We start from the raw sequence: 14,064 nt of genomic DNA, 5'->3' as shown, positions 1-14,064 counted from the left end.
TACTACGTCGCCAACAAGCTGATGAAGGGCTTCATCGGCAGCGGCAATATCGACACCAACAGCCGCCTGTGCATGGCCAGCGCGGTTGCCGCGCATAACCGGGCGTTTGGTGAGGACGTCGTCCCCTGCACTTACGATGACCTTGACGATGCCGACCTGATCCTGCTCGTCGGGTCGAACACCGCATGGTGCCATCCGGTGATCTGGCAGCGAATCGAGGCAGCACGCGAACGGCGCGGAACCAAGCTTGTCGTCATCGATCCGCGTCGGACCGAAACGGCAGAACAGGCGGACCTGCACGTGGCCATTCCGCCCGATGGGGACGTTGCGCTGTTCAACGCCTTGCTGGCCGACATGGCCGCGAGGGGCCTGGCCGGGGCCAGCGAATGTGATGTGCCGTCAGGGTTCTGGGCAGATTTGACTGCCGATCATGGCATTGATCCATCCGTTTTCGCGAGCCTCGCCGATCTGGTTGCCGCGCATCCCGCGATGATCACCCTGTTCAGTCAGGGCGCCAACCAGTCGACCTCTGGCACCGACAAGGGCAACGCGATCATCAACCTCCACCTGGCGACTGGGCGGATCAACCGCAGCGGCGCAGGCCCGTTTTCGATCACCGGCCAGCCCAATGCCATGGGTGGGCGCGAAGTGGGCGGGCTGGCCAACATGCTAGCCTGCCACCTCGGCTTTTCGGCGGCGGAGCGCGACGACGTGCGCAAATTCTGGGCAGCGCCGAACCTGGCTGGCGACCCCGGCCTCAAGGCGGTGGACATGTTCCGCGCGGTTCACGATGGCCGGATCAAATTTCTCTGGGTCATGGCAACCAATCCTGCCGTCTCCATGCCCGATGCCGGCTTTGTGCGTGAGGCACTGGCGCGCTGCGCAACAGTGGTCGTCTCCGAAGTGATGGCCGATACCGACACCTCGCGATTTGCCCATATCCGCCTGCCCGCGCTGGGCTGGGGCGAGAAGGACGGCACGGTGACCAATTCCGAACGCATGATCAGCCGGCAGCGCGCGGTCTTTGCGGCGCCCGGAGAGGCCCGCGCCGACTGGCAGATCATCTGCGACGTCGCATCGCGCTTGGGCTGGGGCGATGCGTTCGATTTCACCTGCGCCGCTGATGTTTTCCGCGAATACGCGGCGATGACGCGGCTTTCGATCAAGCATGGCCGCAAACTTGATCTGGCGCGCTGCGCCGGACTGACCGATGCCGAATATGCAGACCTTGCTCCTTTCCGCTGGGGCGGCGCTTTCCCTTTGGCCAGCGGGTATCCGACGCCTTCGGGCAAAGCGCGGCTGGTGAGCACGCCGCCGCCGGTGTTCGAGGAGGACGCAGCACGCCCGCTGCTGCTCAATACCGGGCGCTACCGCGACCAGTGGCACACGATGACCCGCACCGGGCTTTCGCCCACGCTCAGCCAGCACCGGCGAGAGCCACTGCTGGAACTGCATCCCTCTGATGCCGCTGGGCGAGGGCTGGACGAAGGCGATCTCGCCCGGGTGACAACCGCCAGCGGCGCGGCCACTTTCCGCGTTACCCTGAGCGAAGGCCAGCGGCGCGGGGACATCTTTGTGCCGATGCATTGGACCGACATGATGGCGGGCGAAGGCCGCGCCAATCGCTTGCCCGGACAAGCGGTCGATGCCTTTTCGGGGCAGCCGGGCTTCAAGCGCACCCCGGCCGAGGTGGAAAAGGTTCAGCCTGAATGGCGTGCGTTCCTTGCCACGCAGCAAGCCGCCGACCCGGTGGACCTGCTGTGGTGGAGCCGCGCCCGCGTGGCCGGAGGCTGGCTCTATGAACTGGCAGGGCATGGCACGGTCGATGTCGATGCGCTGCTGCCCGAAGGCGAACGGATCGAGGCGGCTGACATGACCCGCGGGATGCGGCGGATCGCGGTGCGCGGGCCAGACGGCAGCTTGCGGGCCGCGCTCTATGTCACCCGCTCAGGAGAATTGCCGCCGCGCGATTGGGCGAGCAACCAGTTGGGCCAGACCGAGGCAGGCGCAGTCGAGTTGCTCGCCGGTCGCCCGTCCACGCCGGTTCCCGATCGCGGCGCCATCGTCTGCGTCTGCCACGGCATTGGCGAACTCGACATTGCCGCCGCCGCTCGCTCCGGCGCCGCCACTGTGGAGGCGATTGGTGAGAAGACCTGCGCCGGAACGAATTGTGGATCGTGCCGCCCGGCCATCGCCCGGCTGCTCGAGTCTGTGTGCACTCAGGCAATGGAGGCTGCGGAATGACTCATCGAAGAGATCAGGGCGAACCGGGTGATTTTCCGCAAGGCATGATCTGGCTCGTCGGTGCTGGCCCCGGCGATCCCGAATTGCTCACGCGCAAAGCTGAGCGGCTGATCAAGGCGGCCAGCGTTATATTCTACGATGCATTGGTTGGCCCTGATATTCTTGCCCTGACTGACCCGTCGATCCGTCTGGTCCCTGTCGGCAAGCGATCGGGCCGTCATTCGAAGGATCAGCAATCCATCGACCGGTTGATAGTGCAAGCGGCGCTCGCTGGTGAACGTGTCGTCAGGCTCAAGGGAGGAGATCCGGCGATCTTCGGGCGCGCCGCCGAGGAACTGAACGCCGCGCGGCACGCCGGCGTTCCGGTGCGGATATGCCCGGGCATCACTGCCGCCAGTGCCGCCGCGGCCAGCCTTGGTACATCGCTTACCTTGCGCGGATTCGCCCGCAAACTGACCTATGTTACCGCACATGCCCGGGCCGGTGAAGCGCTGACGCTGGACTGGGCGGCGCTTGCCGATCCCGATGCAACCCTGGCAGTTTACATGGGCAAGGCTGCAGCCGGTGAAATTGCAAATTCACTGATTGCTGCCGGTCTTCCCAGCTCCACGCCCGTTGCCATGGTTGAAAACGCCAGCCTGCCGGATCAGCTCACCCTGCGGACCAATTTGGGACTGCTGGCCCTTGCGGCCCGTTCGGCACTGGGCGATGGTCCAGCGATATTGCTGATTGGTGAGGCTTTGCGGAACCCCACGCGCGGTGCCCTGACTGCGGAGTATTCTCGCGAAGAGACAGCAACATTGCTGGCACGCTGACCAAAGGGCAATAGCCAAGCGCGCGCCTGAACATATCGCAAGTATCGTCGTGCGTAATTCGTGCTTGAAACATCCGCTATGGCAGCGGCGGCAGTTGACCCTTCAAAGCCATCCCAGCATTGCGGGGATGCAAGTCTGTGGCTGGCATTACCAGACGGAGACGTGACCATTGCCCTGCTCCGGAGCCTTGCTTTTACGTCGCTGGTGGCGCTCTTCAACGCGGGCATGAACGCTCGCGCAGAAGTGCTTTGAAGGTTTCCGCCCGATTCTATACGAGCAATTGATTGGTCACTTTGATTGCCGCGCATTTGGCTTCCGTGCCCCACAGCTCAAATAAAGGCCGATCGTCAGGATTCTGAATCACAATGAATTATCGCCATTCATTCCATGCGGGCAATAGCGCCGATGTCGTGAAGCACAGCCTGCTGATCGCCCTCGTGCAGGCCTTGCAGCACAAACAGAGCGCGCTGACCCTGATCGACACCCATGCCGGCTGCGGGCTGTACGACCTTGCCGGCGAGGAGGCTGGGCGCACTGGCGAGTGCATGCAGGGCGTGCTGAGGGCCTTTGCCGATCCGAACCCCTTGCTGATCGACTACCGCGCCGCGGTCCAGGCGGTGAATGCCGGGCAGGTGGCGAATGTCGGGGCCGAGCCGCAGCTCTACCCCGGCTCGCCGCGGATTCTGGCGCAGCTTCTGCGCCCGCAGGATTTTCTGATCCTGAACGAAAAGCACGCCCAGGACGCCTATACCCTGCGCGGCATGATGCGCGGCATACCCGCTGCCGTGCATGAGCGCGACGCCTACGAGCTTTGGCTGGCGATGCTGCCGCCCCGAACACCTCGCGGTGTGGTGGTGGTCGACCCGCCGTATGAGCAGACGGACGAACGCGAACGGATCACAGCCACCCTCGCCGCAGCTTACCGCAAATGGGCACATGGCGTGACGGTGATCTGGTATCCGCTGAAAGACCGCGCCACGCATTGGCGGTGGAAGGAGCAGTTAGGAAGGCTCGGTATCCCGAAATTTCTGTGGGTGGAGCATTGGCTGTACGATGCCGATCAGCCGGGCATCTATAACGGCGCCGGTCTTTTTATCGTCAATCCGCCCTACGCTTTCACGCAGGCCTTGCCACCTCTGCTGGACGCCCTGCGCGCCGCGCTAGCACCCGATGGGCACAGGGGCGCGATCGCCGCCGATTGGTTGGGCGATCAGAATTAACTGGCACCGCCTTTTTCTTCCAAACGGGGAATAGCAGCGCTGCAGGTTTCAAACAAAGCACCTCGCGAGGTTCGCACTCTGTCGGCCGCCTGTCGCTAATTGCCATCAGCATCGACGACGAAAACCATCGGCTTGCCTCGAGACGCAGGATCCCAGCCGGCGTGTAACGCTGCCTGAATGCCCCTGATGACAATCGCGTCACTGATCTGAAGGCGGCCTCGTTGCATACCTTTCATCAAGCGCTTCAGTGGAGGGAATTCCAGCAAAGCTCCGCGCTGGGAATGCTTGCGCTGCAAAGCGACGGTCATGCCTTTCCAGCCTTCAAGCTCGCTCCACCGCGGCTCGCTCCGCAGTTCCCACTCGTATTGAAACCCGCCGACCTCGACGATACCAGAATGCTTGTTGATGTTGGTCATGCTGCCCTGCCTAGCAGGTCTGCGGCCACAAACCACCAGCCGGTTCAGGATTGGAAGGCAAACGAACGATTGGAAACGCTGGCGGAGGGTTTTGAAGAGCAGGACCAGGTCAATGTGCTGAGAGCGAAGGTTGTCAGAATATTCCGCGGTGCCTTTGCAGCCGGCCAGTCGCATCGCTTTACGTCGAAGACCTGATTTGGGGGGGCATAGTCAGAGTAAAAGCACCGACCGGAGACGCCGGCGACGGAATGGCTGCAAACCACGATCGTTTTCACCGGCTATTCCGGCGACCGGCCGACCCGTTTTCGATGAAGTTCTGACGGCGCATTTGCCTCTGACCCGCCGCTATCTGTGCTGGTGAATGGTAAAACCTCAGACCAATGTCTATCAGGGCGCATCACCAGCCGGGAGCGTCGATCTGAATGCCAAGCGAAGGATCGAAAACAACTCTTCAGGAACTGGGGTGGAATCCGCATTTCAGCGCGCAGTTGTCTGCCGAGGACCATCGGGAATGCGTGCCTGTCCGGGTGATGTCCGTCCACCGCGGGAAGATCAGTGTCGCCGGTGAAGGGCTTCAGGCATCGATACCCTCGATCCTGCCGGCGTCCAGCGGCCCCGAAGACCGGCCCACCGTGGGAGACTGGCTGCTGGCCGAGCGGAACGGATTGGCACCCGTTCGCCTGCTCGAACGGAGCAGCCTGTTCAAGCGGCCCGCGCCGGGGGACGACAACCGGATCCAGCTGATCGCTGCCAACGTCGATACCCTGTTCATCGTAACCTCGTGCAATGCCGACTTCAACATTGCGCGCCTCGAGCGCTACCTCGTGCTTGCGCGAGAGGTGGGCGTGCGCCCGGTGGTGGTGCTGACCAAGGCGGATCTGAGCAACAGCCCCGAAGACTTTGTCGAGGCGGCCAGTGCGATTCAACGCGGCCTGCACGTCGAACTGATCAACGGGCGCGATCGCCAGAGTGTCGCTCAGCTCGCCGATTTCTGCCGCCTTGGCGAGACTGTTGCGCTTGTGGGATCATCGGGTGTCGGGAAATCCACCCTGATCAACACCCTTAGAAATCTTGACGAAATCGAGACGCAGGCAGTGCGCGAAAGCGACGGCAAGGGCCTGCACACCACCTCGGTCCGTACGATGCACCGGCTCGGCTCCGGTGCCGAGGGTGGCGGCTGGCTGGTGGATACGCCCGGGATGCGCGAGCTTCAGATGGCCGACGTTGCCACTGGCGTGGCCGAAGTGTTCGATGACATCGTTGCCCTGACGCTCGAATGCCGTTTCACCAATTGCACGCATGCCGACGAGCCCGGCTGCGCGGTGCGCGATGCCATCGAGAGTGGACAGCTCTCAGACCTACGCTTCGACCGGTGGCGCAAACTGGCACTGGAAGACAGCACCAACAGCGACATTGCTGAGGCCCGGCGTGTGCGCATGACAAAGGGGCGACGAAGGAGATAGCCGGTGTGGGAAGCGCCCTGACAGGTCGGGCCAGCCACGGCTCCAGCGGCAGGGAAAACCGCCAAAGGCCCTTGCGCCCCTAAAGGACTTCAATGTTGGCCCGGACATTGGCGGACTATTGCCTGATGGCCAACCGGTCCTGCGCGGTCATCTTTTCCAGCTGGCGGTAAGTATGTCCCAACCGGTGATTGGCCGCCAATTTGGCCTGATTGCGGTCGAAAAAGTCCCAGTACAGCGCGTTGAACGGGCAGGCGTCCTTGCCGATGCGGACCTTGCGGTCATAGCGGCAGCCCCGGCAATAGTCGCTCATCCGGTGGATGTAGGCAGCGGACGAAACGTAGGGCTTGGTCGCCAGCAATCCGCCATCAGCATATTGGCTCATGCCCAGCGTATTGGGCAGTTCAACCCATTCGAACGCGTCGATGTAGACGCCCAGATACCATTGGTGCAGCGCCTGCGGATCGATGCCTGCAAGCAGCGCGAAATTGCCGATGATCATCAACCGCTGGATATGATGGGCATGGGCCCGGTCCAGCGACTGTTCCAGCGCATGGCCAAGGCAGCGCATCCGGGTCTTCCCGGTCCAGAACCAGTCCGGCAAGGGCAGGTCGTGGCCGAAATGATTGACCGCCGCATAGTCCGGCATCCGCGCCCAATAGACCCCGCGGACATATTCGCGCCAGCCGAGGATCTGCCGGATGAAGCCCTCGACCGCCGGCAGCGGGGCGTGGCCGTCATGATAAGCCGCCGCTGCGGCATCGATGACTTCGCGGGGGTGCAGCATCTTCACGTTGAGCGCGAAAGACAGCAGCGAATGGAATAGCTGCGCGGCCCTGCTGCTCATCGCATCCTGAAAGTCGCCAAAGCGCGGCAGGGCGTGGCGGATGAAGCTGTCCAGCATGGCCAGTGCCTCGTCCCGGTTCAGCGGCCAGCGGAAATCCTGTTCGTGCGGAGTGCCGAAGCTGTCCGCGCCGCTCGCCTCGATCGCCTGCCACAGGGCCGAATGTTCATGGCGCGGGCGTGTGTCCTGCGGCTCGGGCGGGTCGCCGGCCCAGGGCTTGCGGTTGTCGGCATCGAAGTTCCATTGCCCGCCAACCGGCTTGCCGGACCTGTCGACCAGCACGCCGTGCTGCTGGCGCATCCGGCGGTAGAAGCTTTCCATCAGCCACTGCTTGCGCCCAGCGAACTGCTCTGCAACTTCGTCACGCGCGGAGAGGAAATGTTCACTGTCCACCATCTGCGCCGGAATGCTCAGGGCGGCGGCATAGTCGGCCAATTGCCGGTCGAGCCGCCATTCGTCGGGGGCCTGCCATGCCAGCCGGGCGGCGCCGTGGCGTTCGATCAGCAGGTCGAGATTGGCGGTAAGCGACTGCCGGTTCGCCGGATCGTCAATGGCGATGTAGTCCACCCGGTGGCCCTGTTCGCGCAAGTGCCGCGCGAAGTCCCGCATGGCGGCGAAGATCGCGATGATCTTTTGCGCGTGATGGCGGACGTAATCGGTTTCCTGCCGCACCTCCATCAGCACGTAGACGGCATCGGGCGCGGCGGCATCAAACCACGAATGGCGCGGCGAAAGCTGGTCGCCAAGGATCAGGCGCAGCTCGGTCATTCAGTCTGGCCCGCACCGGACTTCGGCCGCTGCCCACGGCACCGGTCAGAGCAATAGCGAACCTCGTCCCAGACGGCGGCCCATTTCTTGCGCCAGACAAAGGGGCGCAGGCAGGTGGCGCAGGTCTTCGTCGGGAAGTCGGACTTCTTGCGGGTTTTCACGTCGCCGCCGCCAGTTTCAGTAACCGGCTTCGATCGCCAGACGAATGGCATCGGCGCTGGTCCGCACGCCAAGCGCGGCGAAAACCGCCGCTCGGTGCATCTTGACCGTGCGTTCGCTGAGGCCCAGTTCGAACGAGATCTGCTTGTTCAACTTGCCGGCGGCAATCTGCATCAGCACTTCGCGCTGGCGGCGGCTGAGCGCTGCCACCCGGTTATGCGCCGCCTCGCGCCGGGCTTCATTGGCGCGGGCTACATCATCGGCAATTTCCACCTGCGAGCCGAGGAAATATTCCAGCTCGCCCACCGCGTCGAAGATCGGCACGACCATCACGGCGTTGCGGAAAGGCGTGCCGCCCTTCTTGTAGTTGAGGATCTCGACCATCACGGGCTGGCGCCGGCGAATGCCGTTGCGCAGCATTTCGGTCAGCCAGGGCTCGGTGCCCGGACCTGAGAGGAAGCGGCAATTGTGCCCGACGATTTCGTCGCGGCTATATCCCGTCAGCGCCACGAAGGATTCGTTGCATTCCACGATCGGATTGTCCGGCAGCCGCGGATTGCTGATCACGGCCGCTATGGGACTGGTCCCGATCATGGTGGAGAGTGACATGCTGCCACTGGTCTAGCCGAAGGCCCGATGCTCGCAAAGTGCCCTTTTGGACAGGTTGGCCCCGCGGCAGTTCCTGCGAGAAGGGGCAAAGTCCCAGACCCGCCTGAATCCTCAGGCGTTTCGCGGCATCCAGAGGCCCTTGCCATGACATTCGTGATCATCCTGCTGATCGGCGGTTTCCTGATCGCCGCCGCTACCGCGCTCATCCGCGGGCTGGGGGCCTTCCTGCGCGATGCCGAAAACCTGAACCGGCCCGACAAGGCGTCGGGCGAGGCTTTTGGCGTGCAGCAAAACCGGCTGATGACCCAGCGGGTGCTTTTTCAGGCCGTGGCCGTGCTCCTGATCGTGCTGATCGGGGCGCTGGCCGGGTCTAAGTGACAGTTTACAGTTTGAAGATGAAGGGGAAGAGGCAGTGAACTACGTGACTAAAATGGACGCGTTCGATCCCGACGAGCGCAAGATCTTCGTTCCCGTAGAAATCCAGGAATCGATCCGCACCCTGATCCGCTGGGCCGGCGACGACCCGGACCGCGAAGGGCTGGCCGATACGCCCAAGCGCGTGGCGCGGGCATGGCGGGAATACTGCCAGGGCTATGACGCGGATCCGGGCGAGCACTTGTCGCGCACCTTCGCCGAAGTCGGCGGTTATGACGAGATCGTCGTGCTCAAGAACATCCCGTTCCAGTCGCACTGCGAACACCACATGGCACCGATCACCGGCACCGCCTCGATCGCCTATCTGCCCACGGACCGCGTCGTCGGCATCTCGAAGCTCGCCCGCGTGCTGCATGGCTATGCGGAACGCCTGCAGGTGCAGGAACGGCTGACCGCGCAGGTTGCCCAGGCGATCTGGGACAACCTGAAGCCGCAGGGCGTGGCCGTGGTGATCGAGGCGCAGCACGGCTGCATGACCGGGCGCGGGGTGAAGACTCACGGCGTCGGCATGGTGACCAGCCGGATGCTTGGCTGCTTTCTGGACAATCCGGAAAGCCGCAAGGAAGTGCTGGCGCTGATGAACAAGTGTTGATGGCCAAGTGAACGTTGCGATCATTGGCGCTGGTATGGCCGGCCTTTCCTGCGCCGATGCGTTGCAGGATGCAGGGCATTGCCCGGTGCTGTTCGACAAGGGACGGGGGCCGGGCGGCCGCATGTCGACCCGGCGGGTGCAAACCCCGCTGGGCGAGGCGGCCTTCGATCACGGGGCGCAATACTTCACCGCGCGCGATCCGGGTTTCAAGCGGTTGGTCGATAGCTGGCAGCGTTCGGGCGTGGCCGCACCTTGGCCGCAGTCGGGAACCGACGCCTGGGTCGGCGTGCCCGGGATGAACGCGGTGACCCGCCAGATGGCCGCTGCTCACGATGTGACTTGGGGGCATCAGGTGAGCGCAATGGTCCGCCGGGCCGGCGCATGGTGGCTGACAGGCCCCGCTGGCGAGACCGGCCCGTACGATGCGGCAGTGCTGGCCATTCCGGCAGAGCAGGCCGCGGTGCTGCTTTCGCTCCACGACTTCGCGATGGCGCGCAAGGCGCTGATGGTGCGCTCGCAGCCCTGCTGGACCGGCATGTTCGTGTTCGATGATCCGCTTGATGGCGTGCCCCCGGTCATGCGCAACCGGGGCGATGTCGCCTGGGCGGCTTGCAACAGCGCCAAGCCCGGGCGATCCGGTCCCGAGGCATGGGTGGTTCAGGCCAGTGCGACATGGTCCGCGACCTGGCTCGAAGCCCCTGTAGACGAGGTTACCGGTCTACTGCATCGTGCCCTGGCGCAGGCGGCCGGTTGCATCATCCCCGAGCCGATTGCCGCGACATCGCATCGCTGGCGCTACGCGCTCTCGGTCGGGACGGGCGACGGGGCCTTGTGGAACCCGGACCTTGGCCTTGGCGCCTGCGGCGACTGGTTGATGGGCCCGCGGGTGGAAAGCGCGTGGCTGTCCGGCCGAAAGCTCGCCACCATGTGTATAGGCTCGGGGCCGGTGATGGGGAGCGTGCAGTTGACTGGCAGAACATGCCCTAAAGGTCATGTTCCCATCTTGCCATGATGGCCTAGGGTCTCCGAATAGTTCTTGGAGGATCTTGGAAATGCAAAGTCAAATTGCTCGGGCCTGGGCCTTCATATTCGATCACGAACGCAGCCCACTTCGACATATTCCCGATTTTGGTGTCCGGCACATGGTATTTCAGATGCTCGGCTGGATGTGGGCGGTTTCGTTCTCGCTGGCAATTGGCAGCTATACAGTCTTCGCATTCAGCGTGATCGGGCATCTGGTCCTGATCGCCGCCTTTGCCATTACCGCCTCAACCTACATCGCAGCCACCAAGCGGCCGGAGCTTTTCGCGCCGCTGGCCCGCAAGTAAGGGACGCCGGCCATGAACCGTATTCTGGTGTCCCGGCAAGTCACCCTTGCCTCGATGATCGCGCTTCTGGCCCATGTTGGGCTGTTGTCGATGGTCCTGACCTGAGGCGGATCATCACACTTCGCGGCGTTTCCGGCTTTGATCGGAAACGCCGTCGTTCTTGGGTATAAAGCTGCCTGCACCCGACGGCGGCCCTCACTCGCCCAAAGCTCACAATCGCGCGCAAGCCATAGACCTTGTCTATGGCCTCGATAGAAATTTGACATCTGGCATGATGGGGGCGCATTCCCAATGCTGTGTCGCATCACGGAGCTGGTGCAAAACGTACCGCTCCTCAGGGTTTCTTCAGGTCTGCCGCAGGTGGTCCGGAAAGAAAACGTGCGAGGGCAAGGGCATGAACGGAGTTCGCGTTGGTAAGCGGATCATAGGTGCCGAGGCACCGGTGACGGTCGGCTGGGAAAACATCCCCCGAGTCGAAGGCGGACCATTCAAGCAGTTCTTCTTTACGTGGTTCCAGCCGGCGGTGCTCTTCGCGCTGGTCGCCTTCTGGTATTACGCGCCCGCATCGATCGCCAAGGCATCGACTGCTATCGGCATCGGCATCGGTTTCAAGGTGCTGCTGCTCGGTCTTGAATGGGTCAACCCGCGCTACAAAAGCTGGCAGCTGACGTGGAAGGAACTGGTCACCGACATGTTCTACGTCGGGCTGGGCTACACCGTGCTTCGCATCGTCGGCAGCTACATTGGCAGCGATGCCATGATATCCGCGATCCAGAGCAACTTCGATTTCGACAAGGTCGCGTGGTTCACCGGATTGCCGCTGCTGCTGCAAGCCTTCCTGATCGCCTTCATTTTCGACTTTGGCCAGTACTGGATGCACCGCGGAATGCACAACTGGCACCCGCTGTGGCTGAGCCATGCGCCGCACCACTACATCACCCAGCTGAACATCAACAAAGGCGCGGTGGGCAACCCGACCGAGTTGTTCCTGATCGGTCTGGGCATCGGCGGGTTCTTCGATTTCCTGCCCCGCGCCGCGCTGATTGCCGGGTCATTCGGTCTGGCCATCGGCACGTACCAGCACATCAACGTGCGCTTCAACTCGCCGAAATGGTGGCGGTTCCTGTTCAACACGACCGAGCATCACAGTGTGCACCATTCGCAGGACTATGAAGCCACCCGCAGCAACTATTCGGGCACCTTCATCTTCATCGACCGGATGTTCGGCACCTGCGTCGATGGCGAAGCTGAATTGCTGGGAATGGAAGGCGGCCGCCGCATGTCGATCCGCGAAGTTATGCATTATCCGTTCACCCAGGGCTGGAAGGCGGTCAAGGAAAAGTTCGGCAAGGAGAAGTTCGGCACCCCGACCTCTGCTGTGGCGGCAGAATGATGGCCAGCCTCCCTCTCACCAAATCCGCAGGAACCGTGATGAACGCCCGCTTCATCGACTGGATCTGGAATGTCCGGGGCAGCCTGGCCCTCGGCCAGGGGCAATCGGGTGAACAGGCGCTCGCCAAGCTCAGCCCGCTGTTCCTCGAACCCTACACCGAACATGACCGGTCTGGTGACACCCTGATGTTCACCAAGACCCATCCTGCTGCCCAGGACAAGATGGCCGTCTTTGAAAGCGGCGTGCTAAAGGTCGAAAAGGGTGTTGGCGGCCCGGTGCTGCACTATCACCTGACCAGCCGCTTCCTGCTGTTCAGCTTCCTTGCCCCGCTGCTGTTCCTGTTTTTCGGCCAGCTTGCCATCTGGACCGCCAAGCCCGAACCGACCCCGGCAGAGGCGGCGGCAAAGGCCAAGGAAGCCGCTGCAAAGCCGCTTCCGGAACTGCACCCGATCGACAAGTTCCTCGGCGCCCCCGCACCTGAAAAGCCAAAGCCGGGCGAGCCGAGCCGCAGGAAGCCATCGTCGACCGCTGCTTACGTGCTGGCCGGCATTTTCGCCGCGCTCTACGTGATCGGCCGCATTCTTGAGGCCTGGCTGGTGAAGCGGCTGTTCCTCAAGCGGCTGGAAGAACAGCCTGACTGACAGGTCATAAGCGAAATTGTGATAAAGTGCGGGGCGTTCATCAATTCGATCTATGCCCCGACCTGCCGGCAATGCTAATCCGGTTGCAGCGGCCCTGACAGACTCGTGGCCGGCGACAGGAAAGCCCGCATGAGCGACCGGATACCGGTGATCGACAGGAAGTTTGCCAGCCGGGTCGACTGGAACCTGATGCGGACCTTCGTCGACATTGTTCGCGCTGGCGGCATCGGCGCAGCAGCCCGCCAGCTCAATCGCCAGCAACCCAGCATCAGCGCGGCGCTCAAGCGGCTTGAAGAGCATGTCGGCACTGAACTCCTCCACCGCACCGCGACCGGGGTGGAAATGACCGCCGCCGGCAAGGCGATGATGGCCCTGTGCGAAGAAATGCTCGAGGCTGCGCGCATGGTGCCGCACCAGATCGCCCAGGCCACCCGCCGGGTTGAAGGCATTGTCCGCATCCAGATCATCTCGGGCCTCGTCTCGCCGGAATTCGACGAAGCCATCGCCAGCTTTCACCGGCGCAACCCGGCGATCCACATCGAGATCCGCGTCTCGCCCTGGCGCGGCGTGCTCGATTCGCTTGAGCAGGGCGAGGTTGAGATCGGCGTCGGCTATGACAGTAGTGTACGCGGCAGCCTGATGTACGAGCCGCTGCTGGTCGAACGCCAGCAACTCTACTGTTCGCGCACCAATCCCTATTTCGGCTACCACGTGACGCGGCTCGGCGAATTGAAGGACGAGGGCTTCGTGCTCACCGGTGAGGACGAGATCGAACAGATCACGCACCTTCGCCGCCGCTATCGGCTGGGCACCAATGTCAGCGGCGCGGCCGAGGACATCAACGAGGCACGGCGGCTGATCCTGCATGGCGTCGGCATCGGCTTCCTGCCGGTTCTCGCTGCCGAAGCGGAAGTGGCGCGGGGCCGGTTGTGGCCGCTGCTCCATGCCGATTTCGAGCCGAGCTATGACATCTTCCTGCTGGCCCGCAGCGAACCCGCGCGCGACACCGCGACGCAGCTGTTCTGGGACGAAGTGCTGCGCCGGGTCCGGGCCAAGCAGAGGTCATAGGCCAAATCTATGCCTTCCATCGATTAATTGCCCCTCCCATGATGCTGCAGCGCAGCGCAAACTTCCCGACAA

The 14,064-nt window shown here is 63.0% G+C and carries 15 protein-coding genes; 11 read left to right on the top strand and 4 right to left on the bottom strand.

The genetic code is table 11. From position 1 onward, the window contains the following. The 3 genes from RMO89_RS19350 to RMO89_RS19340 form a co-directional block, all read left to right on the top strand. On the top strand, window positions 1-2,244 hold a 2,244-nt coding region (locus RMO89_RS19350), incomplete at its 5' end, for a molybdopterin-dependent oxidoreductase (protein WP_310535227.1). After that, entirely contained in the window at window positions 2,241-3,059 is an 819-nt protein-coding gene (gene cobA, locus RMO89_RS19345; RefSeq protein ID WP_310535225.1) for a uroporphyrinogen-III C-methyltransferase, read from the top strand. The genes RMO89_RS19350 and cobA, both read left to right, overlap by 4 nt. 365 nt (window positions 3,060-3,424) lie before the next feature. Continuing rightward, window positions 3,425-4,279: a 23S rRNA (adenine(2030)-N(6))-methyltransferase RlmJ gene (locus RMO89_RS19340; protein WP_310535224.1), complete on the top strand. Its 855-nt coding sequence runs from the start codon at window positions 3,425-3,427 to the stop codon at window positions 4,277-4,279. 95 nt (window positions 4,280-4,374) lie between these two features. Here RMO89_RS19340 and RMO89_RS19335 read toward each other — a convergent pair whose 3' ends face one another. Continuing rightward, on the bottom strand, window positions 4,375-4,695 hold the full coding sequence (locus RMO89_RS19335; protein WP_310535223.1) for a hypothetical protein: 321 nt from the start codon (window positions 4,693-4,695) through the stop codon (window positions 4,375-4,377). Between the two features lie 530 nt (window positions 4,696-5,225). Here RMO89_RS19335 and rsgA point away from each other — a divergent pair. Next, window positions 5,226-6,158 (top strand): ribosome small subunit-dependent GTPase A, encoded by a 933-nt coding sequence (gene rsgA / locus RMO89_RS19330; RefSeq protein WP_310535222.1) that lies wholly within the window; start codon window positions 5,226-5,228, stop codon window positions 6,156-6,158. A gap of 115 nt (window positions 6,159-6,273) precedes the next feature. On the opposite strand, the gene RMO89_RS19325 is transcribed toward rsgA, so the two are convergent. From RMO89_RS19325 to RMO89_RS19315, 3 genes are read right to left on the bottom strand one after another with little or no spacing between them, the layout of a single operon-like run. Further along, on the bottom strand, window positions 6,274-7,767 hold the full coding sequence (locus RMO89_RS19325; protein ID WP_310535220.1) for a cryptochrome/photolyase family protein: 1,494 nt from the start codon (window positions 7,765-7,767) through the stop codon (window positions 6,274-6,276). Next, complete coding sequence (locus RMO89_RS19320; protein WP_310535219.1) at window positions 7,764-7,928, bottom strand: DUF2256 domain-containing protein; 165 nt, start codon at window positions 7,926-7,928, stop codon at window positions 7,764-7,766. The genes RMO89_RS19325 and RMO89_RS19320 overlap by 4 nt, the downstream gene beginning before the upstream one ends. Before the next feature lie 16 nt (window positions 7,929-7,944). Continuing rightward, entirely contained in the window at window positions 7,945-8,535 is a 591-nt protein-coding gene (locus tag RMO89_RS19315; RefSeq protein ID WP_310535217.1) for a PAS domain-containing protein, read from the bottom strand. 144 nt (window positions 8,536-8,679) lie between these two features. Here RMO89_RS19315 and RMO89_RS19310 point away from each other — a divergent pair, with 144 nt between their 5' ends. From RMO89_RS19310 to RMO89_RS19280, 7 genes are all read left to right on the top strand, one after another. Continuing rightward, complete coding sequence (locus RMO89_RS19310; protein WP_310535215.1) at window positions 8,680-8,913, top strand: HIG1 domain-containing protein; 234 nt, start codon at window positions 8,680-8,682, stop codon at window positions 8,911-8,913. A 52-nt stretch (window positions 8,914-8,965) separates the two neighbouring features. Then, a complete protein-coding gene (folE, locus tag RMO89_RS19305; RefSeq protein ID WP_310535228.1) occupies window positions 8,966-9,562 on the top strand; it encodes a GTP cyclohydrolase I FolE in 597 nt (198 codons plus the stop codon). Between the two features lie 7 nt (window positions 9,563-9,569). Further along, window positions 9,570-10,574 (top strand): FAD-dependent oxidoreductase, encoded by a 1,005-nt coding sequence (locus tag RMO89_RS19300; RefSeq protein ID WP_310535214.1) that lies wholly within the window; start codon window positions 9,570-9,572, stop codon window positions 10,572-10,574. Between the two features lie 34 nt (window positions 10,575-10,608). After that, window positions 10,609-10,890, top strand: a complete 282-nt coding sequence (locus RMO89_RS19295; protein ID WP_310535212.1) for a hypothetical protein — start codon at window positions 10,609-10,611, stop codon at window positions 10,888-10,890. 394 nt (window positions 10,891-11,284) lie between these two features. Further along, entirely contained in the window at window positions 11,285-12,283 is a 999-nt protein-coding gene (locus tag RMO89_RS19290) for a sterol desaturase family protein (RefSeq protein WP_310535211.1), read from the top strand. 38 nt (window positions 12,284-12,321) lie between these two features. Next, a complete protein-coding gene (locus RMO89_RS19285; RefSeq protein ID WP_310535210.1) occupies window positions 12,322-12,924 on the top strand; it encodes a hypothetical protein in 603 nt (200 codons plus the stop codon). A 129-nt stretch (window positions 12,925-13,053) separates the two neighbouring features. Beyond that, on the top strand, window positions 13,054-13,992 hold the full coding sequence (locus RMO89_RS19280) for a LysR family transcriptional regulator (RefSeq protein ID WP_310535209.1): 939 nt from the start codon (window positions 13,054-13,056) through the stop codon (window positions 13,990-13,992). Window positions 13,993-14,064 lie beyond the last annotated feature (72 nt).

Source organism: Novosphingobium sp., from assembly GCF_031424035.1.
Lineage (GTDB): Bacteria > Pseudomonadota > Alphaproteobacteria > Sphingomonadales > Sphingomonadaceae > Novosphingobium.
This window is presented reverse-complemented; position numbering and strand designations above follow the sequence as displayed.